The sequence below is a fragment of the Segatella copri genome, from assembly GCF_019127135.1.
Classification (GTDB): domain Bacteria; phylum Bacteroidota; class Bacteroidia; order Bacteroidales; family Bacteroidaceae; genus Prevotella.
Map to the genome: position 1 here is coordinate 1 of NZ_JAHOEA010000013.1, position 24,207 is coordinate 24,207.

At 45.6% G+C, this 24,207-nt stretch carries 21 protein-coding genes and 7 tRNA genes; 10 read left to right on the plus strand and 18 right to left on the minus strand.

Annotated features, from left to right (window positions below; all coding sequences use genetic code 11):
• Window positions 1-224 precede the first annotated feature (224 nt).
• Window positions 225-1,124, minus strand: a complete 900-nt coding sequence (locus tag KSW37_RS05220; protein ID WP_006846749.1) for a YitT family protein — start codon at window positions 1,122-1,124, stop codon at window positions 225-227.
• Window positions 1,125-1,305: 181 nt separating this feature from the next.
• Here KSW37_RS05220 and KSW37_RS05225 point away from each other — a divergent pair, with 181 nt between their 5' ends.
• A complete protein-coding gene (locus KSW37_RS05225) occupies window positions 1,306-1,902 on the plus strand; it encodes a phosphoribosyltransferase (RefSeq protein ID WP_217313543.1) in 597 nt (198 codons plus the stop codon).
• 57 nt (window positions 1,903-1,959) lie between these two features.
• On the opposite strand, the gene KSW37_RS05230 is transcribed toward KSW37_RS05225, so the two are convergent.
• From KSW37_RS05230 to dapA, 4 genes are all read right to left on the minus strand, one after another.
• Entirely contained in the window at window positions 1,960-3,279 is a 1,320-nt protein-coding gene (locus KSW37_RS05230; RefSeq protein WP_217313544.1) for a YihY/virulence factor BrkB family protein, read from the minus strand.
• Between the two features lie 105 nt (window positions 3,280-3,384).
• Window positions 3,385-4,788 (minus strand): glucuronate isomerase, encoded by a 1,404-nt coding sequence (gene uxaC / locus KSW37_RS05235; RefSeq protein ID WP_119227416.1) that lies wholly within the window; start codon window positions 4,786-4,788, stop codon window positions 3,385-3,387.
• A gap of 137 nt (window positions 4,789-4,925) precedes the next feature.
• Window positions 4,926-5,813, minus strand: coding sequence for an AraC family transcriptional regulator (locus KSW37_RS05240; RefSeq protein ID WP_217313545.1), 888 nt, complete (start codon window positions 5,811-5,813; stop codon window positions 4,926-4,928).
• A gap of 82 nt (window positions 5,814-5,895) precedes the next feature.
• Complete coding sequence (gene dapA / locus KSW37_RS05245; RefSeq protein ID WP_217313546.1) at window positions 5,896-6,783, minus strand: 4-hydroxy-tetrahydrodipicolinate synthase; 888 nt, start codon at window positions 6,781-6,783, stop codon at window positions 5,896-5,898.
• Between the two features lie 224 nt (window positions 6,784-7,007).
• On the opposite strand from dapA, the gene truA reads away from it, so the two are divergent.
• Both truA and KSW37_RS05255 read left to right on the plus strand, forming a co-directional pair.
• A complete protein-coding gene (gene truA, locus KSW37_RS05250; RefSeq protein ID WP_217313547.1) occupies window positions 7,008-7,751 on the plus strand; it encodes a tRNA pseudouridine(38-40) synthase TruA in 744 nt (247 codons plus the stop codon).
• Between the two features lie 67 nt (window positions 7,752-7,818).
• Window positions 7,819-8,736: a DMT family transporter gene (locus tag KSW37_RS05255; RefSeq protein WP_117726902.1), complete on the plus strand. Its 918-nt coding sequence runs from the start codon at window positions 7,819-7,821 to the stop codon at window positions 8,734-8,736.
• A 57-nt stretch (window positions 8,737-8,793) separates the two neighbouring features.
• On the opposite strand, the gene KSW37_RS05260 is transcribed toward KSW37_RS05255, so the two are convergent.
• The 11 genes from KSW37_RS05260 to KSW37_RS05310 all read right to left on the minus strand — a co-directional run bounded on the left by KSW37_RS05260 (window position 8,794) and on the right by KSW37_RS05310 (window position 17,560).
• Window positions 8,794-10,821 (minus strand): M13 family metallopeptidase, encoded by a 2,028-nt coding sequence (locus KSW37_RS05260; RefSeq protein ID WP_217313548.1) that lies wholly within the window; start codon window positions 10,819-10,821, stop codon window positions 8,794-8,796.
• Window positions 10,821-12,257: a sodium:solute symporter gene (locus tag KSW37_RS05265; RefSeq protein WP_217313549.1), complete on the minus strand. Its 1,437-nt coding sequence runs from the start codon at window positions 12,255-12,257 to the stop codon at window positions 10,821-10,823. The genes KSW37_RS05260 and KSW37_RS05265 overlap by 1 nt, the downstream gene beginning before the upstream one ends.
• 58 nt (window positions 12,258-12,315) lie before the next feature.
• Window positions 12,316-12,389 (minus strand) — tRNA-Asp (locus tag KSW37_RS05270).
• A gap of 37 nt (window positions 12,390-12,426) precedes the next feature.
• A tRNA-Asp gene (locus KSW37_RS05275) sits at window positions 12,427-12,500 on the minus strand.
• Between the two features lie 37 nt (window positions 12,501-12,537).
• Window positions 12,538-12,611: transfer RNA gene (locus tag KSW37_RS05280), tRNA-Asp, on the minus strand.
• 99 nt (window positions 12,612-12,710) lie between these two features.
• Window positions 12,711-13,220, minus strand: coding sequence for a GNAT family N-acetyltransferase (locus tag KSW37_RS05285; protein ID WP_217313550.1), 510 nt, complete (start codon window positions 13,218-13,220; stop codon window positions 12,711-12,713).
• 64 nt (window positions 13,221-13,284) lie between these two features.
• Complete coding sequence (locus KSW37_RS05290) at window positions 13,285-14,397, minus strand: glycosyltransferase family 2 protein (RefSeq protein ID WP_217313551.1); 1,113 nt, start codon at window positions 14,395-14,397, stop codon at window positions 13,285-13,287.
• A gap of 30 nt (window positions 14,398-14,427) precedes the next feature.
• Window positions 14,428-14,862 (minus strand): hypothetical protein, encoded by a 435-nt coding sequence (locus KSW37_RS05295; protein ID WP_144155377.1) that lies wholly within the window; start codon window positions 14,860-14,862, stop codon window positions 14,428-14,430.
• A gap of 14 nt (window positions 14,863-14,876) precedes the next feature.
• Window positions 14,877-15,488 (minus strand): recombination mediator RecR, encoded by a 612-nt coding sequence (recR, locus tag KSW37_RS05300; protein ID WP_022121247.1) that lies wholly within the window; start codon window positions 15,486-15,488, stop codon window positions 14,877-14,879.
• A gap of 9 nt (window positions 15,489-15,497) precedes the next feature.
• Entirely contained in the window at window positions 15,498-15,989 is a 492-nt protein-coding gene (locus KSW37_RS05305; RefSeq protein ID WP_022121246.1) for an outer membrane beta-barrel protein, read from the minus strand.
• 38 nt (window positions 15,990-16,027) lie between these two features.
• Window positions 16,028-17,560 carry a carbon starvation CstA family protein gene (locus KSW37_RS05310; protein ID WP_217313552.1) on the minus strand — a complete coding sequence of 511 codons (1,533 nt, stop codon included), beginning with the start codon at window positions 17,558-17,560 and terminating at the stop codon, window positions 16,028-16,030.
• Between the two features lie 135 nt (window positions 17,561-17,695).
• On the opposite strand from KSW37_RS05310, the gene KSW37_RS05315 reads away from it, so the two are divergent.
• The 5 genes from KSW37_RS05315 to KSW37_RS05335 all read left to right on the plus strand — a co-directional run bounded on the left by KSW37_RS05315 (window position 17,696) and on the right by KSW37_RS05335 (window position 19,847).
• Window positions 17,696-19,396 carry a glycoside hydrolase family 10 protein gene (locus tag KSW37_RS05315; RefSeq protein ID WP_217313553.1) on the plus strand — a complete coding sequence of 567 codons (1,701 nt, stop codon included), beginning with the start codon at window positions 17,696-17,698 and terminating at the stop codon, window positions 19,394-19,396.
• Window positions 19,397-19,489: 93 nt separating this feature from the next.
• Window positions 19,490-19,562: transfer RNA gene (locus tag KSW37_RS05320), tRNA-Lys, on the plus strand.
• A gap of 15 nt (window positions 19,563-19,577) precedes the next feature.
• A tRNA-Arg gene (locus KSW37_RS05325) sits at window positions 19,578-19,651 on the plus strand.
• A gap of 36 nt (window positions 19,652-19,687) precedes the next feature.
• Window positions 19,688-19,764 (plus strand) — tRNA-Arg (locus KSW37_RS05330).
• 10 nt (window positions 19,765-19,774) lie between these two features.
• A tRNA-Lys gene (locus tag KSW37_RS05335) sits at window positions 19,775-19,847 on the plus strand.
• Window positions 19,848-20,070: 223 nt separating this feature from the next.
• On the opposite strand, the gene KSW37_RS05340 is transcribed toward KSW37_RS05335, so the two are convergent.
• Window positions 20,071-20,220 (minus strand): hypothetical protein, encoded by a 150-nt coding sequence (locus tag KSW37_RS05340; RefSeq protein ID WP_022120708.1) that lies wholly within the window; start codon window positions 20,218-20,220, stop codon window positions 20,071-20,073.
• A gap of 45 nt (window positions 20,221-20,265) precedes the next feature.
• The gene (locus KSW37_RS05345; RefSeq protein ID WP_022120709.1) at window positions 20,266-21,213 is read right to left on the minus strand and encodes an RluA family pseudouridine synthase; all 948 of its coding nucleotides are present in this window, start codon (window positions 21,211-21,213) and stop codon (window positions 20,266-20,268) included.
• Between the two features lie 615 nt (window positions 21,214-21,828).
• On the opposite strand from KSW37_RS05345, the gene KSW37_RS05350 reads away from it, so the two are divergent.
• Together KSW37_RS05350 and KSW37_RS05355 are read left to right on the plus strand one after the other, a co-directional pair.
• A complete protein-coding gene (locus KSW37_RS05350; protein ID WP_217313554.1) occupies window positions 21,829-23,445 on the plus strand; it encodes an ABC-F family ATP-binding cassette domain-containing protein in 1,617 nt (538 codons plus the stop codon).
• A gap of 141 nt (window positions 23,446-23,586) precedes the next feature.
• Window positions 23,587-24,207 carry a nucleotide exchange factor GrpE gene (locus KSW37_RS05355; RefSeq protein ID WP_217313555.1) on the plus strand — a complete coding sequence of 207 codons (621 nt, stop codon included), beginning with the start codon at window positions 23,587-23,589 and terminating at the stop codon, window positions 24,205-24,207.

A 24,207-nucleotide genomic window follows, 5' to 3' on the forward strand; every position in this document is an offset into this window, starting at 1 on the left:
TCGCTTCTGGAGAGCCTCTGCCTCTCCTATCCTGATGCAGAGATACTGGGCCACCGCGATTTGCCGAACGTTCACAAAGACTGTCCGTCGTTTGATGTCAAGCGATGGCTGAAGCTGGTAGATTTCCACATCTAGCCGAAGCCAGAGGATATTGATGTCTAAACTAAGAAAATTACTAAAAAAGGGTGTGTCATGCAGTTATGACACACCCTTTTTCTGTTTATCTATTTCTTCTTCGGCAAACCTATCTTCTTGCCTACCTTGAAACGGTCGAAACCTTCGCCATAGACACCGATGACGGCACTCTGGCTGACAAAGGCGGTAGGATCTATCTCATCGATAAGACGGAATATCTTCTGAGACTCACGCTGACGCGCCAATACAAACAGCATGTGGACATCCTTGCCACTGTAACAGCCATGACCATCCATCACCGTACAACCTCGGTCGGCAGCGGTATTGATGGCTGCACTGAGCTCCAGATACTTGTCGCTGATGATGAAGAACTGAACCGAACGGCGCAACGCATTCACCACATGATCTACACAGAGCGACTGCACAAAGAGGCAGACATAACCGTAAATCACCATCTCCCAATCGCGCAATACCAGATAAGAACTGGTGATGATGCACAGGTCGCAAATCATGATGGCATGACCCAGGGAAATGTTCCAGTACTTGTTGATCATCGCTGCTACGGTATCAGAACCACCCGTAGAACCATTGCAGGAAAGACCCAAACCGGCACTGCTGCCCATGAAGAACGCACCGATGACCGTTGCCATGAACGGCTGGTCGTGAAGCAGCGGCGTCATGCCTACCGTATGCGTCTCAATCAGACGGGTAGTTAAGGCAAAGATACCAACACCATAGATGGTCTTCAGACAGAACTTATAGCCCAGAATGCGGAATGCGATGAGAAGCAGGAACACATTGAGCGCCAGATAAGATACAGATGCCGGGATGCCAAATCCCCAGTAAAGGATAGAAGCGATACCTCCTACACCACCCATCGTGATATGATTGGGAAGCAGGAAGATGTTCAAACCGATACTACCTTCTATCATCGCCAGGGCAATGATAACGTAGTCGCGGATTTCATGAAGTTTTGTTTTTCTCGTCATATAAATATACGTATTTCTTAAAATGCGGTGCAAAGGTACTAAAAAATAAGTAAAAAAAGGGCACCTACGTGAAATATTACTTAAAAAACAAATCTTTTTTATGAAACCTGCGCCTTATTTCGAAAAGATTTCCTATTTTTGCAGAAACTATGCATTATTAATTATCAAAAAATTCTAGTCTATGGCTAATTACGAAAATGAAATCAACTCGTGGCCAGTGCTGAAAAACGGACTGCACTACAAATGGCTTGTCGACTACGCTGCATTCAGCGCTTTCGGTACTTTTGAACTCACAGCAGAGGAATGGGAAAAACGCGACCTTATCGTCAACTTTAAAGGTAACTCTGAGCTCACAACGGAGATGGACCACCAGGAAGCCTTGAAGAAGGCTATCAAAATGGTGTCAGATGAGCTGAAGACTCTTTTGGGCGAAGAGGCAGCGCAGTTTACTTTGGTCTGCATTCCGGCAGCTCTTGAGGCGCATACCAAGCGCCGTTTCAAGGAGTTCAGCGAGGAGGTATGCAAGGCTACGGGCATGACCAACGCCTACCCTGCCTTCAGCTACACGCATGATGTAGATGAAGATGGTGATCCTGTAGATGAACTCCATATCGACGAGGCATTCTTCCAGGGCAAAAAGATCATTCTCTTTGATGACATCATCGCATCCGGCAATTCGGTTGCCAAGTTTGCCGACCAGCTGGAAGGATATGGTGCCAAGGTTGAACTGGCGCTAGCACTGGGAAAAAAGATTTCTGACGGATATGACCAGAAATAAGATATTTTATTAGGCAGTTTTTAGGCACGGATTACCGTGCCTAAAAAACACCATTTATTAACAGAAAGCGATTTGCTTTCCCTTTTCTATGAACTCTGCATTTACGATGTCGATATCCTTCCACATCGCCAAATCCGACTCTAATGCGGCAAGGCTTGAGATATCCTCGCCATAACCGAAGAGGCGCTCTATCATCACACCATAGGTAAGATGCTCTATCTTCTCTATCGGATGAAGAACCACAGATTCCTCAAAACTGCTCTTCTTACCATTACGGATTTCTACCAGCAAACGGGCGCGTAACAGTTCCTTAACCGACTGGTTGATAATCTGTTGAGGTATCTTCGTTAAATCATGAATTTCTTTCGGAGTATACGCCTGTTCGCCCTGATTGAACCGACGACATACCAGATGCATCACCACTCCACAGACCTTGATGCGCTGCACCAGTTTCAGGTGATCGTACTGCAAATCACCATCATAATAATGGATGTTCTGGTTGGTATGGCAGAGCAAGGCGCCAAACACTACGATAGCCCACGAAATCTGAAGCCATAACAGGAAGAGCGGAATGGCTGCCAGCGAACCATAGATGACATTGTAGCTGGACAGAAAAACCTGCAGATAGATATATCCATACTGAAGTGCCGTCATGCAGACACCCGCCAGGAACGATGGAACCAGGGTGCTGCGAACCCGGATATAGGTATTCGGGATGACATAATAGCAGAACACGAAGAACAGGAACATCGGAACAAAAGCCGCCAGATGGAGGATGAACGAAGGAATGGTATCACCGATATCCGCTATCCTGTCTACATTATCCACCATATTCACCGTCCATACATTGATGCTCGAAGCAAAGAGAATCAGCAGTCCCAGACCAAACAGAATGGTAGGATATTCGGTAACAATCTGCTTCCATGAACGCTCGCCCGTATGCCAGATGTCATCGAAGGTAAGCTCTATCTTCTGCATCAGCGAAACGATGGTATAGAGAAACATCACGATACCCGTACCGATGATGTAGTTGCTCTGTGTATTCTCAATATAATTGTGAACGAAGTTAACGATGGTCTGCGCCACAACGGGCTGTGCCTCGAAGGTGGTAGAGAGCCAGGATTCGAGCAGAGAGGCATAGCCGAAACCACGGGCTATGACAAACATCATAGCCATAAAAGGTATCAGAGCCATGAAGGAGGCAAAAGTCAAGGCTGCCACATCCCTTGCCCACATATCCTTGAGATAGAAGATGCGACCGGCAAGCATACCCATCTTGATCCAAGACTTGAATCTGCCTCGGAAGTCTTTGATATTAGAAGAATTGAATTCTCTGATATCTTCGTAAAAACCTAGTATTCTGTCTATTACCCCCATAAGTTTAAAGTATTGGTTTCACGATAAAACATCAAATCCCTCCACAACACCACCGGGATGCCGTGAAGGGATTTGTCTTAGTATAAATTGCTTCAGTTCTATGGATTAATAGAACTTGAAGTAGTTGCGAGCATTGTTGTAAGAGATATCCTCTACCATGCGAGAGAGGCTCTCCATGTCGTTAGGAAGCAAGCCCTTCTCTACATCATTGCCGAGAAGGTTGCAGAGCAAACGACGGAAGTACTCGTGACGTGGGTAGCTGAGGAATGAACGAGAGTCAGTCAACATACCTACGAAACGGCTCAGGAGACCCAATACAGAGAGTGCATTCATCTGGCGGGTCATACCATCGAGCTGATCGTTGAACCACCAGCCAGAACCGAACTGGATCTTACCAGGGCAAGAACCATCCTGGAAGTTACCGAGCATGGTAGCGATTACCTCGTTGGCACATGGGTTCAATGTATAGAGGATAGTACGTGTGAGCTTACCCTCCATGTTGAGCTCATTGAGGAAGCTGCTCATAGCCTTGGCTGTAGTGAACTCACCGATAGAATCGAAACCGGTATCAGCACCGAGCTTGTTGTACATCAGTGTATTGTTGTCGCGGATAGCACCATAGTGGTACTGCTGTGTCCAGTCGGCAGCATGATCCATCTCAGCGCAAACCTTGAGGAATGCATGCTTGTACTGACGGATTTCGAGAGCAGAAAGCTGCTGGCCACGCATAGCCTTGGCAAAGATAGTCTCAATCTGAGAATCTGTGTATGGCTCATCGTAGAACTCCTCGATACCGTGGTCGCTCAACTTACAGCCGTTCTCAGTGAAGAAGTCGTGACGCTTCTGCAAAGCATCAACCATATCCTGGAATGTAACGAGGTTAACACCTGCTACCTCACCGAGCTTGTTCATATAGTCAGCGAAATCTGGCTTCTCGATGTTCATAGCCTTGTCAGGACGCCAAGCAGGAATCATCTTGATTTCGAAACCGCTCTCACGTGTCTGCTTGTGGTAACGCAGGTCATCGATTGGGTCGTCTGTTGTACAAACGCACTCTACATTGTAATGACGCATCAAGCCACGAGCGCTGAACTCTGGCAACTGCAACTTCTCGTTACACTCATCGTAGATTTCACGGGCTGTCTTAGGGCTGAGCTGCTTATTAATACCGAAAGCAGTCTTGAGCTCCAGGTGAGTCCAGTGATAGAGAGGGTTACGGAAAGTATAAGGCACTGTCTCAGCCCACTTCTCGAACTTCTCCCAGTCGCTAGTATCAGTACCTGTGCAGAAACGCTCATCTACACCATTGGTACGCATAGCACGCCACTTGTAGTGGTCGCCGCCGAGCCAAAGTTCTGTAATACTCTTAAACTTGTGATCATTGGCTACCATCTCAGGGATGAGGTGGCAGTGATAATCGATAATTGGCATTTTAGCCGCATGATTGTGGAAAAGATCCTGTGCAGTCTTAGTGTCGAGCAGGAAGTTTTCATCCATAAATTGCTTCATAATTCGTTATCGTAGTTTTTAAATGTTTATTTATTCACTATGAATTGTAGCGCAAAGATACAACAAATATCGGAAAAAAGAATCGTTTAAGCGAAATATTTTTGATAATTTCACTTAAACGATTACGTTGGCCTGTATTATACAATGATTCTTGTCTTATGATAGCTTTCACGGAACTCGCTTGGCGAGCATCCTTTCTTTTTCTTGAAGATGCGGTTGAAGTTGCTGAGATTGTTGAATCCGCAATCAAAACCTATCTCGCTGATACTCTTTGCAGTATCTACCAGCATGCGGGCTGCATAACCCAGACGCAGGTCGATGATATACTCAGAGATATTTCTGCCGGTATGGAGCTTGAAGAAACGGCTGAACGCACTGCTGCTCATGCCTGCCAGCGAGGCAAGCTCCGGCAGACGGAGTTCATCCATATAGTTCTTGGAGATGAAATTCTTCACCTTCAGGATGCGCCGGCTATCGTCTTCTACCGTTACCTTGGCATAACTGCTGGAAGCCAGGGTGCGGGCATTTTCGCAGCGTGACAGTTCGTAGAGAATGGTCAGGAACTGCTGTACGGCATAGAAACCATCTTTCACGGTACTTAAAGTATCGAGCAGTCCGTATACCTTCATAATGGCCTGCATCGGGAATGACAGACCCTTCTTCGCTTCCTGCATCATACGGGTAATGCTGGCGTAGGGATTTCTTCCGAAGAGCGTTTCATCACCCATGGAGAAATCAAACTGGATGGTAATCTCTCGGATGTCATCGCTGTGGCATTCGTTCTGCTCCCATACATGCTCCAGATCGGGCGATGTGATGAGACAGAGATCATAGTCGCCTATCACCTCCTGCGAATCGCCAACGATTCTTCTTACTCCCTTTGCATTCTCAACAAAGTTCAACTCGTACACCGAATGGTTATGGATAGGATAAGTAAACTCCTTCTTATGCCTGTCTGCAATATAGAGCACATCCTTACCCATCAGCGGTGTTATCTCGTGAATGATTCTTCTATCTTCTGCCATGGTACTTAATGATTAATGGTAAAGTATAAGTGATTAATGATTATCAGATGCATACGACAACCATTAATCACCAATTAATATTCTAGATATTCAAAGTCTTGAGAATGTCGCTCATCTTCTGCTTGGTTGCAATACGGGTAGGAACCAGAGGCAGACGGAGCTCGTTCTCGATGAAGCCCATATCATTGAGCAGCGCCTTTACGCCGGCAGGGTTACCATCAACAAAGAGCAGACTGTAGAGCTCAGTGAAAGAATGATGAATCTTACGGGCTGGCTCATATTCGCCACGGAACTCGAGACGGATCATGCGGCTGAAAGCCTTAGGCAAGGCATTGCCGATAACAGAGATTACGCCGGCAGCACCACTGGCAATCATAGAGAAGGTAAGCGCATCATCACCGCTGATGACATCAAAATTATCAGGCTTGTTCTTGATAATCTCGTCTACCTGCTCCAGGCTGCCACTAGCCTCCTTCACGGCTACCACATTAGGGAAGTCGCGGGCAATACGGCAGGTTGTTTCCGGCTTCATGTTGATACCGGTTCTGCCAGGAACATTGTAGAGCACGATAGGCAGCGGACTAACCTGAGCAATGGCCTTGAAGTGCTGATAGAGACCTTCCTGAGAAGGTTTGTTGTAGTAAGGACAGATACTGAGGATGCCATCGATGCCACTCCAGTCGGAGTTCTTGATTTCTTCAACGACAGCAGCAGTATTATTACCGCCACAATATTTCAATATCTTGACGCGACCCTTGTTCACGTCTTTCACCAATTCTGTGATTTTATCTTTCTCTTCCTGTGTAAGACATGGAGCCTCACCAGTTGTGGCAAGGATGCAAAGGAAGTCTGCACCATTGTCAATTTGAAACTCTACCAATCGCTTGAGCGACTGATAATCAACCGAGCCATCGGTGTTGAAAGGAGTAATAAGGGCAACACCTAAACCCTTGAATATGTTCTGTGCCATAATCTATAATATCAAAATCGTTGGCAAAAGTACACAATTATTGTCAATTTGCAAAATAAAAATGAACTTTTCTTTCAAGATTGTATCATTTTTGAAAAAAAATCTGTATTATTATACCATATTTCACGTTTTTTTAGTAACTTTGCACCCGAATTAAGCAAAGAACGAAGAACAAATCAAAGCTCAAAGTTCATAGCAAAAAACAAAAAAGTTCAAAGATTATCATGAGATATTTCATATTCTTCGGTTACGACGGCACCAACTATCACGGCTGGCAGATTCAGCCCAATGCCAATTCGGTACAGCAGGAGTTGCAGCGCGCCCTCTCCATACTTCTGAGAAAGGAGATGGAGGTGGTGGGAGCAGGAAGAACCGATACCGGCGTACATGCCCGACACATGGCAGCCCACTTCGATACAGACAGAATCCCGATGGAACCCGACCAGCTGGTATACCGCCTGAACCGCATCCTGCCCCGCGATATCGCCGTATACGAAGTAAGGGAGGTTGCCCCGGAGATGCATGCCCGCTTCTCTGCCACATCGCGCACATACCATTATTATATCCATACGCGGAAGGATCCGTTTGAGCGCCATTATTCACTGCAGATGAACTATACCCTCAATTTCGAGAAGATGAACGAGGCGGCACAGCATTTTCTGCATCACGAAGACTATGCAGCGTTCTGCAAGGCGGGTGGCGATAATAAGACTACCATCTGCCACGTAACAGCCGCCCGATGGATACAGACCTCTCCTACCACCTGGTATTTCGAGATTACCGCCAACCGTTTCCTGAGAAACATGGTGAGAGCCGTAGTGGGAACGCTCATCGATGTAGGCAGAGAAAAGATTACGATGGAACAGTTTCTCGATATCCTGCACAACGGAAGCCGCAGCGATGCAGGCGAAAGCATGCCGGGTAACGCACTGTTCCTGGAAGATGTGGGGTATGATTTCAAGGATTAAATGATTAGAAACACAAGGGCGCGAGCCTCATTCAACATTCAACATTCAACATTTAACATTCATAAAAATGTGGTTAGTATTAGCATTTCTCTCAGCAGCGCTGCTGGGATTTTATGATGCCTTCAAGAAGAAGGCGCTTTCAGGTAACGCAGTGATTCCCGTGCTCTTTTTGAACACGCTCTTCTCATCACTCATCTTCCTGCCGTTCATCGTGATGAGCTATACAGGAAATTCGCTGGATGGAACGATGTTTCATGTAGCAGAAGGCGGATGGGAAGTTCACAAGTACATCGTACTCAAGAGTTTCATCGTATTGAGCAGCTGGATTTTCGGTTATTTCGGCATGAAGCACCTGCCGCTCACCATCGTGGGACCTATCAATGCCACCCGACCGGTAATGACACTCGTGGGTGCCCTGCTGGTTTATGGTGAGGTACTGAATCTCTACCAGTGGATTGGTGTCATCCTTGCCATCATCTCCTTCGCCATGCTTTCGCGCAGCGGCAAGAAAGAGGGTATCGACTTCAAGCACAACAAATGGATTTACTTCATCGTGCTGGCTGCTGTTCTCGGTGCAATAAGCGGTCTCTACGACAAGTATCTGATGGCGCCACCAGAGAATGGTGGTGTAGGATTAGACAGAATGATTGTGCAGAGCTGGTACAACATCTACCAGTGTTTCCTCATGGGAGCCATGCTGCTGATGATATGGTGGCCTACCAAGAAGAATTCTACCCCATTCCACTGGCACTGGAGTATCATCTTCATCAGTATCTTCCTTTCGGCAGCCGACTTCGTTTATTTCTACGCATTGAGTCTGCCTGGTGCCATGATCAGTATCGTGAGCATGATTCGCCGCGGTTCGGTCATCGTCAGCTTCCTCTTCGGTGCAGCCATCTTCCATGAGAAGAATCTCAAGGCGAAGTTCATTGATCTGCTCCTGGTATTACTTGGAATGCTCTTCCTCTATTTCGGAACGAAGTAATGATTAGATAAAAAAAAGTCTTGCAAGCATATAGCCTGCAAGACTTTTTTTATGTTTTTACCAGATATGTGCACGCTTGTTCTTAGGAACAAAGAGCTTGTCGCCCTTCTTGATGTTGAATGCCTTATACCATGAATCCACCATTGGGAGGGCACCGTTCACACGAGCCTCGTTTGGAGAGTGAACATCCACGGTCATCAGATACTGCAGGTACTCAGGACGGGCATTGCCTGCCCATACACGTGCCCATGCCAGGAAGAAGCGCTGTTCTGGAGTAAATTCATCCTTCACACCCAACTTCTCTGTCTTCATCACATTCTGAAGTGCACGGAAAGCGATGTTCAAACCACCATTGTCACCGATGTTCTCACCCAGGGTCATCTGGCCGTTTACCTTCTTGCCAGCCAACTCAATCTTGCTGAAATGATCAACCAGAATCTTGGTGCGAGACTCGAAGTTCTTCTTGTCAGCAGCAGTCCACCAGTTGTGCTGGTTACCAGTCTTGTCAAACTGGCTGCCCTGATCGTCAAAGCCATGACTCATCTCATGACCGATTACACTACCGATACCACCATAGTTCATCGCATCATCGGCTGTTGGGTCGAAGAATGGAGGCTGGAGAATAGCTGCAGGGAAGCAGATCTCGTTGGTAGTTGGGTTATAATAAGCATTGATAGTCTGAGGAGTCATTCCCCACTCTGTCTTATCTACCGGCTTATTCACCTTGCGGGCGATTTCATCCTTGGTAAAGAACTCAGAGATATTTGCCATATTCTCGTAGAGAGAAAGGCTGTCATCTACCTGCAATCCGCTATAGTCCTTCCACTTGTCAGGATAGCCGATCTTGATGATGAAGTTCTCCAGCTTATCCTTAGCCTGTGCCTTGGTAGCAGCACTCATCCATGTAGCCTCGTCGATGCGCTGTGAAAGCGCAGTCTGGAGATTGTGAACCAGGTCGAGCATACGCTTCTTGCTGCTCTCCGGGAAGTACTTCTCTACGTAAATCTTTCCGATAGCCTCGCCCAACACACCGCTCACGGTACTTACGGCACGCTTCCAGCGAGGACGGTCCTGCTGAACACCGCTCATTACCTTGCTCAACTCAAAGGATACGGCACGGAAATCATCGCTCAATACGCTGGTTGCACCAGAAATCACCTTGATCTCTGCGTATGTCTTCAGATCATCCAGAGAGGTCTCTGCGAGAATCTTCTCAACCTCGTGGATTGGTTCAGGCTGACCCACGCAAATTTCCTTGAAAGCAGGGAAACCGGATGCCAGGAACACATTGCCCCAGTCGATGCCAGGATAATCGAGCACGAGCTGGTTGTAGGTCATCTTGTGATAGTTCTTGTCGATGTCGCGGAGCTGTACCTGGCTATAGCTTGCCTTAGCGATGCGGGTCTCGATAGCCATCACAGCCTCCATCTTCTTCTGGGAGGTAGCCTCGTCGTTGCCTACCATCTGGAAGAGCTTCTTCATATAAGCCTTGTATGCATCACGAATCTTCTTGGTCTGCTCGTCATCGTTTACATAGTAATCGCGTACACCAAGACCAAGACCACTCTGGTCTACCTCAACGAGGTTGTTGGCGGCATCACGAAGGTCGGCGCCCACACCGATGCCATACATCATGGTACCCTCGCCACGGAAATCGAGCTGAGCGGTAACGAGCTGATACTCTCTGCGGTCCTTGATGGCTGCAATGCGGTCGAGAGTTGGCTTGATAGGTGCCCATCCCTCCTTGTTCAGGCGAACGCTGTCCATACGGAGGTTGTAGAGCGAACCGATCTTCTGTCCGAGTGACCCCTTCTGCTGTGGCTTGGAAGCATATTCAAGGATGATGTCCTGGATGCGCTTCTGGTTCTGCTCAAAGAGATCGGTGAAAGCACCATTGTCGGTATGCTCGGCATCGAGTGGATGATTCTTCATCCAGTTGCCTGCGGCATAGCGATAGAAATCATTACCCGGCTTGATGGTCAAGTCCATGTTGGTCTTGTCAATACCGGAGCCCAACTTCTCCTGCTGGGCAAAAGCAGTTGTTGCACTGAGCAACAATGCTGCGAATAATACTTTTGTTCTCATTATTGTTTGTATTTAACTGTTTCTTTTTTTATAAGGGCGAGACCTGCAAATGTCAGGGCGCCATTCAGCATCAGAAGCTCATAGCCGAACTTATAGCCCACATACTGCGAGGTAAGGGTATCGATGGCGAAGCAGATGAGCGGACTGGCGATGCAGACCCATGGCGACCAGCGGTCGTTTACCTGACGCTTGGTGAGCAGACTGAAGGCAAACAAACCCAACAGCGGACCGTAAGTATAAGAGCAGAGGATGTAGATAGCATCTATCACGCTCGTAGAATTAATCGCCTTGAAAGCAATGATGAAGAGCATAAAGACGAAAGCTACCGCCAAATGCATGCGCTTGCGGAGCTTCATATCCGCTTTCCTGCCCAATATATCCACACAGAGACTTGTCGTAATGGCTGTCAAAGCTGAATCGGCACTGGAGAAACTTGCCGCCACAATGCCAATGGTAAACAAGACCACCACCAGGTTTCCCATCGTCCCCGAAGCCGCAAACATAGGCAACAGATCATCAGGGGCATCAGGCAAAGCCACTCCCTGTTTCTGAGCCAGCATCATCAGCAACACACCCAGACTCAGGAAAAGCAGATTGGCAGGCACAAAGGCAAAACCATAGCTGCAAACATCCTTCTGGGCCTCACGGAGCGACTTGCAGGTAAGATTCTTCTGCATCATGTCCTGATCAAGACCGGTCATCACAATCACCACAAAAACACCACTCAAGAACTGTTTCCAGAAGTTCTGTTTCGACATCCAGTCATCAAAGACAAAAATACGGGAGTGACTATCGTGAACTATCGCAGTTATCGCCTCGGAAGGAGTCATATCCAACGCCGACATCACCTGAAAGATAATGAGGACGAGCGCCGCAAACATACAGAGCGTCTGAAAGGTATCTGTCCACACCAGGGTCTTGATGCCACCCTTGCGTGTATAAAGCCAGATAAGCAGTACCATGACAGGAACCGTGACCCAGAACGGAACACCAATTCCATCGAGCACGAAACGCTGCAAGAGGATACAGACGACAAAGAAACGAACTGCCGCACCCGTCATCTTGGACAAGAGGAAGAACGATGCTCCGGTCTTATACGAACGCTCCCCCAACCGCTGCTGCAGGTAACCATAAATCGTAGTGAGATTATAGCGGTAATAGATAGGAAGCAAAAGAAAGGCAACCAGGAAATAACCCAGGATAAAACCGATGCACATCTGAAGGTAGGTCATATCCGTTCTCATCACCATGCCCGGCACACTGACAAAGGTGATGCCCGAAATGGAAGCACCCACCATACCGAAAGCAACCATATACCACGGCGAACGGCGATTGGCACGATAGAAAGTTTCATTACTTGCCATTTTACGGGCAGTAAGATGACTGAAGAGCAGCAGCACACAGAAGTATGCCAGAACTGTGATAACGATAGCCATATTCTCTTAGATTTACATAAAAACAAAAAACCTCCGAGATCACTCTCGAAGGTTTCTGCGGTGCGTACGAGACTCGAACTCGTGACCTCCTGCGTGACAGGCAGGCATTCTAACCAACTGAACTAACGCACCAAACTATATTTTGGCAAACCTGCAATATGATTTTTAGCGGTGCGTACGAGACTCGAACTCGTGACCTCCTGCGTGACAGGCAGGCATTCTAACCAACTGAACTAACGCACCAAACTATATTTTGGCAAACCTGCAATATGATTTTGAGCGGTGCGTACGAGACTCGAACTCGTGACCTCCTGCGTGACAGGCAGGCATTCTAACCAACTGAACTAACGCACCAATCATGAAATCAAATTGAATGGCTTAGCGCTCATTTTTCATTTGCGAGTGCAAAGGTACTACTTTTTTTTGGTTCCACCAAATTTTTATGCAACTTTTTTACAGAAAATATTGAAAAAATATCGCATCTTCATATCCATCTTGACAACAAAGCCACTGCTTCAGGACATTATCCCCCTCAAATCCAACAGATTGCAGCATTTTAGCCGCTTTTTGGTTTCTGACGCCTACAATAGCATAAATCTGTTGAAGATGAAGTATGTTCTGGGCATATTGCAACAAACGGACAACTGAGGCCTTCGCATAACCCTTCCCTTGGAATTCCTTTTTGATGACAATTCCAAGTTCCGCACGGCGATGACGGGGATCAAAATCAGTAAGATCTACAATACCCACCTGTTCATTCCGGCTGTTCTCGACAATCAGGCGCACCTGATTATCTACATAAATGTCAGCCGAAGCACTGGAGATATAGTCGAGCAGCACCCGACGCGAATAGGGAACATTGGAAACACCCAATTCCCAAAGCCGATCATCATTCTCTATCTGATAGAGAAAATCGAGATCTTCCAACTCTAATGCTCGTAATAGAATATCCGGTTCTTTCATAAACTACACTAATTAAATAATGTACGCGCGTACCTTATTATATATATAAGATCAAATCTATTCTTTACAAATAGCCAAATTCATCCTTATCCATCACATCCCTATCCGTAATCACCTTACCGATATCCTTCGTAAAGGTAGCCAGTTTGATATTCTCATCAGACCGCAACACAAGCTGATGCAGAATCTCTTCATAGCTCATCTCGTCAGCATCAAACAACACATAATCAGACAGGTCGACATGAGAAGGAGAAAAGAAGCCCAGACTCTTTCTGATCCTCGTAGTCATCATCTGTGTAAGTGCTACAGAGGCACGGGCATAGATGGCAAATTTGATAGGAATGCTCAAGAGATGCGACATACCCGAATAATGTTTACGGAAGAAGATAAGCATCGCCTCATAAAACACATGAACATAGCGGAAACTCGACTTCTGGGTACTTTCACCTTTGTAATGCAGAATATCAACAGGCAGATAATAGTTCTGATAACCACCCTTCAGGATGCGGTAAGAAAGATCAATATCCTCGCCATACATGAAGAAATCCTCATCCAACAAGCCCACCTTCTGCAAGGCTTCACGGCGAATCATACAGAAAGCACCGCTCACAACCTCAATGGGAGCCGGCTCATCCCATGGCAGATAGCCCATGTAATAATGTCCGAAACTGCGATGCCTAGGAAAACGGCTGCACAAACCCATCATCTTATAGAAAGCCACCATCGGAGAAGGCAACCCTCTCCTACTCTCGCGGGCTGGCTTGCCATTGGCTCCCAACATTCTTACACCCAATGCACCAGCGTCAGAATGAGTACGCATGAAACCGACAGCATCCTTGAGGACATGCTCACCGATAATGGTATCCGGATTCAGCAAAAGAACCAGATCACTCTCGCTCTTGCGGATAGCAAGATTGTTGGCACGGGCAAATCCGTTATTATGCGTACAGGCAACAACACGGAGATTAGGATATCGGGAAACCGGAAAACACTGTTCGAGATATTCAACGGTTCCATCCTGAGAATGATTATCAACCACGATAATCTCTGCCGTATCGCCACTCGCATCACCCTGCTGCCCACACTCCAACACTCCGATAGCTTTCTCTACCGAACGCAGGCACTGAGCCAGATAGTACTTAACATTATAGCTTACTATGATAACACTGAGTTTCATATAGAATATCAAATATTGGGTTCTGAGAGTTTAACCTTCTGCCTCCGTTGTTTCATCTTCACATCTTCCGACAGAAGGATAAACAAAGAAGAGACAGAGGAAAAGGATGATAGCCATATATCCGAAAGCAGGAGCCATCGTCTGATAATACATAAACGTATTGATCAGCATTGGCAAACAGAGCATATTCAGACGGGCTGTGCCCAGAGGAAGAAGAGCATCTCCCTTACGGGTTACCAACTGACGATGAATAGCCTTGAAACTGAAGAGTTTGAGTGCCAAAGGAATGACGGCAATGGTAAGAAACTCCATCGCTACAGTGATTACATAGACCAACGTAACATCCCCTGCCAGATTAGTAGGTTCCAGAATTTCAGTCTCATAGAGCAAGACCAACAGGAATCCTACCAACAGAACAAAGAGAAAATTGGTCATCAATATTCGTTGTACTTGTTTGATTTTCATTTTATTGTCTTTTGTTATTGTCCAAATGGAGTTCTGTTCAGAATACTCCTTCCGAGAGTCACCTCATCCGTATACTCCAATTCATCACCCACCGAGATACCACGGGCGATAACAGAGAGTTTAACAGGATAATCAGCAAGTTTACGGGAGATATAGAAGTTGGTAGTATCACCCTCCATCGTACTGCTGAGAGCAAAAATCACCTCCTTCACCCCACCTTCAGCCACACGCTGAACCAGCGATTCTATCTCTATATCCGAAGGTCCGATACCATCCATCGGCGAAATGATGCCGCCCAAGACATGATAGAGTCCGTGAAACTGCTGTGTATTTTCTATCGCCAGCACGTCCTGCACATTCTCAACGACACAGATGGTAGAAGCATCGCGCCGGGAATCAGAACAGATCGGACAGACATCCGTGTCACTGATATTATGACAGACCCTGCAATATTTCACTTCACGGCGCATCTTGGAAATGGTATCAGCAAACTGCTCCACATCCTCACTCTTACGTTTGAGCATAAAAAGTACAAGGCGCAAAGCTGTTTTGCGCCCTATACCTGGCAATTTAGAGAACTCCGCCACTGCCTTTTCCAACAAAGCCGAAGAAAACTGTTGTTGCATTTTACCGGATTAGAGATAAATACCAACACCCAGTTTCAATCCTATGGTAGAATAATCTACATGCTTCTTGAAACTCTGATCATAGTAGATGGCCGGTTCGAGAGTAACCGACTTGCCGAGGAAGAAAGCATAACCAACCTCTACCCCTGGCATGAAATCATTGTAGCTGCCGGAATGAACCAACTTCACACCACCACCCAGATACAAGCCATTCTGCTCGATATAATACCGGCCCTGGGCACCTACAGAGAAATAATCCTTCACGCCATCAAGACCAGAATGATTATATTCAACCTGACCCAACAGCATCCAATCGTCTTCTACAAAGTATCCGGCCTTAGCCTGAATACCGAGATTGAGATCCTGAGAGCCATTATAGCTCAAGCTTAAGCCCGTCAACGACGCACCGATATACTGTTTTCCACTTTCAAACTGAGCATGGGCAGTTGTCGAAACGACAAGTGCCAATGCTGCAATAGCTAATTTTTTCTTTCGTATCATGTAAATTTACGTATATTGATTAATACTTATATATAAATCTATTGTTTCTTCTGATAACTGCGATACCAACCCAGGAACCAGACCAAGGCAATCACCAGAATGATGACACTGCCCGTATAAGCCAGACTCTCACTCAATGCCAAAGCTGTAGGAGAAATGAGCAGGAAGGTTGAACATATCACGGTCATAAACAAGGCTGGAACCAGCGTCATCACAAAAGGTTTCTTCTGCTGTACCAGATAAACCGTCAATGTCCAGAGTGTGAACACAGAAAGTGTCTGGTTAGCCCAACCGAAATACTGCCAGATGATATTGAAACCATCAGGATTCTCCATCTGCCAAACCAGGATGCCCACCGTAAGAGCAAACAACGGAACGCAGATATAAAGACGCTTGCGCATGGAGCGCTGCTCCAAACCGATAAACTCAGCGATAATCAGGCGGGCACTTCTCAAAGCCGTATCGCCACTGGTAATAGGTGCTGCGACGACACCCAACAGAGCCAGGATTCCACCAGCCACGCCCAACCAACTGGAACATACTATCTTCACAACTGTAGGCGCATCGAAGTTCTGGATAAGCGACTTGCCGCCATCAAACTGAGCGATAAACTGCTGAGCCGCCTCCGGACTAACACATTCACGCCATCCACCATAGTAGAAGAAATACATGGAAACCGTAGCCCATATCAAGGCAACAACACCTTCAGTAATCATGGCACCATAGAAAATAGGACGTCCCATCTTCTCATTCTTCATACATCGTGCCATGAGCGGGCTCTGTGTTGCATGGAAGCCACTGATGGCACCACAGGCAATCGTGATAAAGAGGCAAGGGAAAATCGGACTCTTCTGTACAAAAGACTCCGTTCCCAACCATGCCGGATTCTCATTGAGATTGCAACTCTGCAAATTGCTCCAGAGTTCAGGCAATGAAGGCCACTTCACAAAGAGACCTACCATCAGAGCACCCGCCATAAAGAGAAGCGAGAAGGCAAAGAGCGGATAAACCTTACCGATAATCTTATCGATAGGCAGTAATGTGGCAATGACGTAATAAACGAAAATCACCACAATCCAAAACATCTGGCTGCCCCAGAATGCATCCGTATTACAAATGCCACTCATAATGATAGCCGGACTGTATACAAACACAGCTCCCACCATCATCAGCAAAAGTACCGAAAAGACCAACATCACTTTCTTAGTGCGTCCACCCAAATACTTGCCTACCAATTCCGGCAAACCAGCTCCACCATTACGGATGCTGAGCATACCGCTCATGTAATCATGCATAGCTCCTGCGAAGATACACCCGAAGATAATCCACAGATAAGCCACCGGTCCATACCAGGCACCCATGATAGCACCGAAGATAGGACCCGTTCCTGCAATGTTGAGGAACTGAATCATAAAGATTTTCCAACTAGGCAGTACCATAAAGTCGACCCCATCGGCTTTGGTCACTGCTGGCGTAGGGCGGTCATCAGGACCGAACACATGCGCCACAAACTTTCCATAAAGAAGGTAACCCAATACAAGGGCGACCAAACTAATAACGAAACTGACCATTTTTCTTTAATTGCTTTAAATTTTCTCTCTTTTCGGTGCAAAATGCACTTTATTTTAATATTTCAACCGCAAAAGTAATATTTTTATTTGAAATACAAAAAATTATTGGTATCTTTGTTGCCAAATTGTAAGATTATGAAGAGATTTAAGATATTTTTTATCGTTTTATGCTCAGTTTTGGCTGCTAAAGCCCAGAGTATTGTGTTCAACAACCAAGTACCGAAACATGAAGTAAGAGCTGTATGGCTGACAACCATAGGAGGCATCGACTGGCCACACTCTTATGCCCAGTCTTCTTTTTCTGCCGAAAAGCAGAAAAGGGAACTGACGAATATCCTCGACCGGTTACAGCAGGCTAAGATTAACACCATACTGATACAGACCCGCGTGAGAGGTACCATGATTTATCCGTCTGCATACGAACCTTGGGATGGATGCCTGTCAGGATTTCCGGGCAGAAGTCCGGGCTATGATGCTCTGAAGTTTGCCATCGATGAATGCCATAAGCGAGGTATGGAACTACACGCCTGGGTGGTAACCATTCCAGTAGGAAAATGGAACGCACTCGGCTGCAAAACCCTCAGACAGAAGATGCCGAAACTCATCAAGAAGATTGGAGCAGACGGATACATGGATCCGGAAAACAGCCGAACAGGTGATTATCTGGCAAACATCTGCAGAGAAATTACGCATAAATATAATGTAGACGGCATCCACCTCGACTACATCCGTTACCCGGAAACCTGGAACATCAAAGTGAGCCGGGAACAGGGACGCCGGTATATTACCAACATCGTCAGAAAGATTCACGATGCAGTGAAGGCTGAAAAACCTTGGGTCAAGATGAGCTGCTCACCTGTAGGAAAGTATGATGACCTGAGCAGATACCGGAGCTTTGGCTGGAATGCATACACGAAAGTCTGCCAGGATGCACAGGGCTGGCTCAAGAGCGGACTGATGGACGAACTCTTCCCTATGATGTATTTCAGAGACGAACACTTCTATCCTTTTGCCATCGACTGGCAGGAGCAGAGTCATGGCAAGATAGTGGTTCCAGGACTAGGCATCTACTTCCTCGATCCGAAAGAAGGAAAGTGGAACATCAATGACGTGACAGCAGAAATGTATCACATCCGAAACCTCGGAATGGGATATGCTTTCTTCAGAAACAAGTTCCTCTTGGACAACAAACAGGGTATTCTCGACTTTACCCAACGCTTCAACCCATACCCATCATTGGTTCCGCCGATGACCTGGGCAAGCAAAAACCAACCGGAACAGCCACAGCAATTATCGGTAATCACCTCCGATAACAATGTATCGGTTTCCTGGAGCAATCCTTCAAACTATACGGATGGCACTAAAATCGCAACCCCTTATATATATAATAATGTATACGCGAGCAAGAAATATCCGGTTGACATCACCGATGCACGCAACCTGGTTGCCGCACGAATCATAGGAAATTCGTTCAAAATAGAAAATTCGGATGCAAAACATCTGTTTGTTGCCGTAACTTCAATGGACGGATATGGCATCGAAAGCCAGCCTACCCAAGAAAAAGAGGAAGGAAATCCACTTTTTGCCAAAAACACAGGAGCTGCGAAATTACTCGAATGTGACGGAAAGAAGGTATATCTAGCAGAAACTACAAAAAATCTCGTTTTTGACGTTCTGATGGTCGAAACCCTGCAGGGATGCGACATCCTGTACCTTCAAACAAAGGATAACACGCTAGATGTTAGAAACTTAAATGAGGGTACATACCGCGTGGTAAGCATCAATAAGAAGGGGTATAAGCATACGTTAGGAACCTTCGAGATGAAGAAAAATTGATTTTTTTCGAAAAAAGTTGCGAAAAAATTTGGTGGAATCAAAAAATAGTAGTACCTTTGCACTCGCAATTCAGAAATGAGGCTTTTAAATGTTGCACCCTTAGCTCAGTTGGTAGAGCAACTGACTCTTAATCAGTGGGTCTAGGGTTCGAATCCCTAAGGGTGTACAAAAGATAAGAATTGGCTCCGTAGCTCAACTGAATAGAGCACTTGACTACGGATCAAGAGGTTCAAGGTTTGAATCCTTGCGGAGTCACTCTCCTATCAAAGCTTCACTGAAACAAATGGTTTTGGCTCCGTAGCTCAACTGAATAGAGCACTTGACTACGGATCAAGAGGTTCAAGGTTTGAATCCTTGCGGAGTCACCAACAAATAGTTGCACCCTTAGCTCAGTTGGTAGAGCAACTGACTCTTAATCAGTGGGTCTAGGGTTCGAATCCCTAAGGGTGTACAAAAAGAGCATTTCTGTTAGGAAATGCTCTTTTTTGTTTTATATTTCTCCCTACCATTTATATCACCTTTAAATATCACTTTATACCTCTTTAAATATCACTTTTAAATATCACTATAAAAAAAGTTGCAGCCATCCAAAGTTTACACCCAGACAACTGCAACCAATTTACCAATCAAAAATATCTAAAATCTTATCCCGCCATCATCACACAACTCTACTATCAACAGAAGAGCCAGTAAAGAACTGCCAGCACGGCTATCATAACAACAGCTACCATTGCTTTAATCATGCAGGTAGCCACCTTCTTTAAGACAAACAGTCCTACTACAAGGACTACCAATACCAGCGCATAATATCCAAAATCATTCATATCACATTATTATATATAAACTACCAATCAGTATTCATCACCCTATTAACGATCATTCTTTAATGCCCTGCGGAATTCAGCCGGTATCGGAGTTTCAAATTCCATAGGCTGATGCGTTACGGGATGATAGAAACACAGTACATAGGCATGCAAGCACAAGCGCTGGCATGGATCATCACCATTACCATACTTAATATCACCACACACCGGATGCCCCATATCGGCCGTATGAACACGAATCTGATTCTTACGGCCCGTTTCGAGTTTGAACTCCACCAGAGAATGAGCCGTTGTACGCTCTAATGTATGGAAATGGGTAACAGCATACTTGCCGCCATTATCCGTATCACTGCTGTAAGTAATGTAGGCCTTGTTATCTTTCAGCCAATTAGCGACAGTACCTTCATCTTCTTCCATCTCTCCGGAAACCAGAGCCACATATCTGCGGTCGTACACATTATGATGCCAATCATCCTCCAAAGCCAGTTCCGTCTGCTTATCCTTGGCATAAATCATCAAACCTGATGTATCACGGTCCAGTCGGTGCACTACATGCGCCTGACAGTTCTGGCGAGTCTTATGAAAATAATCATCAAGTACCGTTTTCACATTCAGAGTAGAATGACCGGCTGCCATACTCAAGATACCAATGTTTTTCTCAACAACAATCAGATATCTGTCTTCATAAACTATCTTAAGGTATCTGCTTTTAAATACCTCCTGATTCTTCTTTGTCTTGCTCACACTCACCTTCATACCCGGTTTCAGAGCATAATCAAACTGGGTAATGGTTTTGCCATTCACCTTAATTCCCCTACCCTGCAGAGTCTGCTTCACCTTAGTCTTGCTAGGTCCCTTCACATTCTCCATCAGCCATTCCAGCAACGGAGCAGGCTTTTCTACCTTGTAATGCTCATATTCATTGGGATTTCCGTAGCCATAAGCATTATTGGTATGCTTATTAAAATTTCCTTTTCTATTTTGTTGTCTCATATTGTTTACGATATCATTTTCTTAACATTAAAAATAGAGAATCGATGCTGCATTTTCATCAATTCAGCCTACAAAAGTAAGACTTTTCTGCAAAATAACAAAAAGCCACCATGTTTTTAACTAAAAATTAGTAACTTTTGCCAATAAATCATTGTGTTTCAAATATTTTTTTGTAATTTTGCAGCTGAATAACAGAAATTGCAATGACGCAAAGAGAAGATAAAGAAAGAAACAACTGCCCGAGAATGTCTCGGAAAGTTTTTCTACGACCTTGCCAAGACCTGTTTCTTGGTCATGGTTGCAGGTAATGCCGTCACGATATATTCTGATGGCGAATTAAAAATCTTCAATATTACCAGTATAATTATTGGTTTATTCCTTACTTGGCTTTTTGCATATATTGCTAATAAGGTATTAATAAAAAAATAAAATTATGGGAGAAGGTTTAACAATTATATTTTCCATTATATTGGTACCTGCACTGGGGTTTGCCATTTGGCTTCGTACTCCGCAGGGTGAGCGTTTCTTGAAAAGTTTAGACTAACAACTCGATTCTTTCAAGGCATTAATAGTAGTAAAAAAAACAAAAATAAAAGTACAGAATAATAAAAAGGAATGATTACAGTACAAAATCTTGCGATCCAATTCGGAAAGAGAGTGCTTTACAAGGATGTAAACCTCAAGTTCACTCATGGTAATATTTATGGTATCATCGGTGCTAACGGTGCCGGAAAATCTACTTTCCTCCGCGCTATCAGCGGCGATCTTGAACCAAACAAGGGTACAGTAGAAATGGGACCAGGCGAGCGACTTTCTGTCTTGGAACAGGACCACTTCAAATATGACGATTTCCGCGTAATGGATACCGTTCTGATGGGTCATCAGCCATTATGGGAAAACATGAAGGAGCGCGAGCGCCTCTATGCTAAGCCAGAGATGACAGAAGAAGAAGGTAACCTCGCTGCAGAGCTGGAGCTCAAGTTTGCAGAAATGAATGGTTGGGAGGCTGAAAGCAATGCCGCACAACTTCTGCAGAACCTCGGCGTAAAGGAAGACCGCCACGACAAACTCGTCGGAGAACTTTCAAATACAGAGAAAGTGCGCGTGATGCTGGCGAAGGCACTCTTCGGCAACCCAGATAACCTCCTTCTCGATGAGCCTACCAACGACCTCGACCTCGACACAGTTGAGTGGCTGGAAGACTATCTCAGCAACATTGAACAGACCGTACTCGTAGTATCTCACGACCGTCACTTCCTCGATGCAGTAAGTACCCAGACCGTAGATATCGACTTCGGTAAGATTACGATGTTTGCAGGTAACTACTCTTTCTGGTACGAGAGTTCTCAGTTGGCTCTCCGCCAGGCTCAGAACCAGAAGATGAAGGCTGAAGAGAAGAAGAAGCAGTTGGAAGAATTCATCCGCCGATTCTCAGCTAACGTTGCCAAGAGTAAGCAGACTACATCCCGCAAGAAGATGCTGGAGAAGCTGAACGTTGAAGAAATCCGTCCATCAAGCCGTAAATACCCAGGCATCATCTTCCAGATGGACCGTGAGCCAGGTAACCAGATTCTGGAGGTAGAGGGACTGAAAGCATGCGACGAAGACGGAACAGTGCTCTTCGACAATGTAAACTTCAACATAGAAAAGGGCGAGAAGGTAGTATTCCTCTCTCACAACCCTAAGGCGATGACTGCACTCTTCGAAATCATTAATGGCAATAGAAAGGCTGACGCAGGTGAATACAAGTGGGGCGTTACTATCACAACAGCTTATCTCCCACTCGACAATACAGAATTCTTCCAGAGCGACAAGAACCTGGTAGACTGGTTGAGCCAGTATGGTCCAGGAAACGAGGTTGCCATGAAGGGCTACCTCGGAAGAATGCTCTTCAGCGGCGAAGAAGTACTGAAGAAGGTAAATGTCCTCTCCGGAGGTGAGAAGATGAGATGTATGATTGCACGCATGCAGTTGCAGAACGCCAACTGCCTGATTCTAGATACACCAACCAACCACTTGGACTTGGAGAGTATTCAGGCATTCAACAACAACCTGGTAGGTTTCAAGGGCAATATCCTCTTCTCTAGCCACGACCACGAATTCATCAACACCGTGGCAAACCGCATCATCGAGCTCACTCCATCAGGCACCATCGACAAGCTCATGTCTTATGATGAGTATATCTACGATGAAGCTATCAAGGAGCAGAAGGCTAAGATGTACGGATTCTAAACAAAAAGTTATTCTGCTGTTTTAAACAGCAACCACAAATTATCTTATAATTAATAGTGCCAATTCGATGAGAATCGGGTTGGCACACTTTTTGTCAAACAACCAATAATAAGATTTATCATGTTTAAAAAATTTAAGACTATGTCAAAAGAAAAAGAAATCAATATAGAGGACGGAAACGTTCAGGAGACTGTTCAGAACGAAAATAATGAGCAGACAACTAAAAATGAAAATACTGAGGAAAATCAGGATACTGACAACAAGGCAGAAGAAGGTGACAACAATACAGACGCTGCTGACAAGAAGGCAGAAGAGATTGATCCTTTAACAAAAGCACAGCAAGAGGTAGAGGAACTCAAGAAACAGTTGCTCTATAAGACTGCCGAGTTTGAGAATTACCGTAAGCGTACTCTCAAAGAGAAGGCAGAACTGATTTTGAATGGTGGCGAGAAGACTGTAGCTGCTATTCTGCCTATTCTCGATGACTTTGAGCGCGCCATCGCTGACAAGAGCGAAGATCCTAAGGTTATCAAGGAAGGTGTACAGATGATTTTCAACAAGTTCGTAAAGACACTCGAAGGTCTTGGCGTAAAGAAGATTGATACCAACGACAAGGATTTCGATGTAGATTTCCACGAGGCTATTGCTATGGTTCCAGGAATGGGTGATGACAAGAAGGGAAAGATTATTGACTGCGTCCAGACTGGGTACACAATGAACGACAAGGTGATTCGCCATGCCAAGGTAGCTGTAGGTCAGTAA

Coding starts and splice junctions, on each gene's coding strand:
- KSW37_RS05220 (WP_006846749.1), bottom strand. CDS start 1,124: ATGACGAGAAAAACAAAACTTCATGAAATCCGCGACTACGTTATCATT.
- KSW37_RS05225 (WP_217313543.1), top strand. CDS start 1,306: ATGGCTAATTACGAAAATGAAATCAACTCGTGGCCAGTGCTGAAAAAC.
- KSW37_RS05230 (WP_217313544.1), bottom strand. CDS start 3,279: ATGGGGGTAATAGACAGAATACTAGGTTTTTACGAAGATATCAGAGAA.
- uxaC (WP_119227416.1), bottom strand. CDS start 4,788: ATGAAGCAATTTATGGATGAAAACTTCCTGCTCGACACTAAGACTGCA.
- KSW37_RS05240 (WP_217313545.1), bottom strand. CDS start 5,813: ATGGCAGAAGATAGAAGAATCATTCACGAGATAACACCGCTGATGGGT.
- dapA (WP_217313546.1), bottom strand. CDS start 6,783: ATGGCACAGAACATATTCAAGGGTTTAGGTGTTGCCCTTATTACTCCT.
- truA (WP_217313547.1), top strand. CDS start 7,008: ATGAGATATTTCATATTCTTCGGTTACGACGGCACCAACTATCACGGC.
- KSW37_RS05255 (WP_117726902.1), top strand. CDS start 7,819: ATGTGGTTAGTATTAGCATTTCTCTCAGCAGCGCTGCTGGGATTTTAT.
- KSW37_RS05260 (WP_217313548.1), bottom strand. CDS start 10,821: ATGAGAACAAAAGTATTATTCGCAGCATTGTTGCTCAGTGCAACAACT.
- KSW37_RS05265 (WP_217313549.1), bottom strand. CDS start 12,257: ATGGCTATCGTTATCACAGTTCTGGCATACTTCTGTGTGCTGCTGCTC.
- KSW37_RS05285 (WP_217313550.1), bottom strand. CDS start 13,220: ATGAAAGAACCGGATATTCTATTACGAGCATTAGAGTTGGAAGATCTC.
- KSW37_RS05290 (WP_217313551.1), bottom strand. CDS start 14,397: ATGAAACTCAGTGTTATCATAGTAAGCTATAATGTTAAGTACTATCTG.
- KSW37_RS05295 (WP_144155377.1), bottom strand. CDS start 14,862: ATGAAAATCAAACAAGTACAACGAATATTGATGACCAATTTTCTCTTT.
- recR (WP_022121247.1), bottom strand. CDS start 15,488: ATGCAACAACAGTTTTCTTCGGCTTTGTTGGAAAAGGCAGTGGCGGAG.
- KSW37_RS05305 (WP_022121246.1), bottom strand. CDS start 15,989: ATGATACGAAAGAAAAAATTAGCTATTGCAGCATTGGCACTTGTCGTT.
- KSW37_RS05310 (WP_217313552.1), bottom strand. CDS start 17,560: ATGGTCAGTTTCGTTATTAGTTTGGTCGCCCTTGTATTGGGTTACCTT.
- KSW37_RS05315 (WP_217313553.1), top strand. CDS start 17,696: ATGAAGAGATTTAAGATATTTTTTATCGTTTTATGCTCAGTTTTGGCT.
- KSW37_RS05340 (WP_022120708.1), bottom strand. CDS start 20,220: ATGAATGATTTTGGATATTATGCGCTGGTATTGGTAGTCCTTGTAGTA.
- KSW37_RS05345 (WP_022120709.1), bottom strand. CDS start 21,213: ATGAGACAACAAAATAGAAAAGGAAATTTTAATAAGCATACCAATAAT.
- KSW37_RS05350 (WP_217313554.1), top strand. CDS start 21,829: ATGATTACAGTACAAAATCTTGCGATCCAATTCGGAAAGAGAGTGCTT.
- KSW37_RS05355 (WP_217313555.1), top strand. CDS start 23,587: ATGTCAAAAGAAAAAGAAATCAATATAGAGGACGGAAACGTTCAGGAG.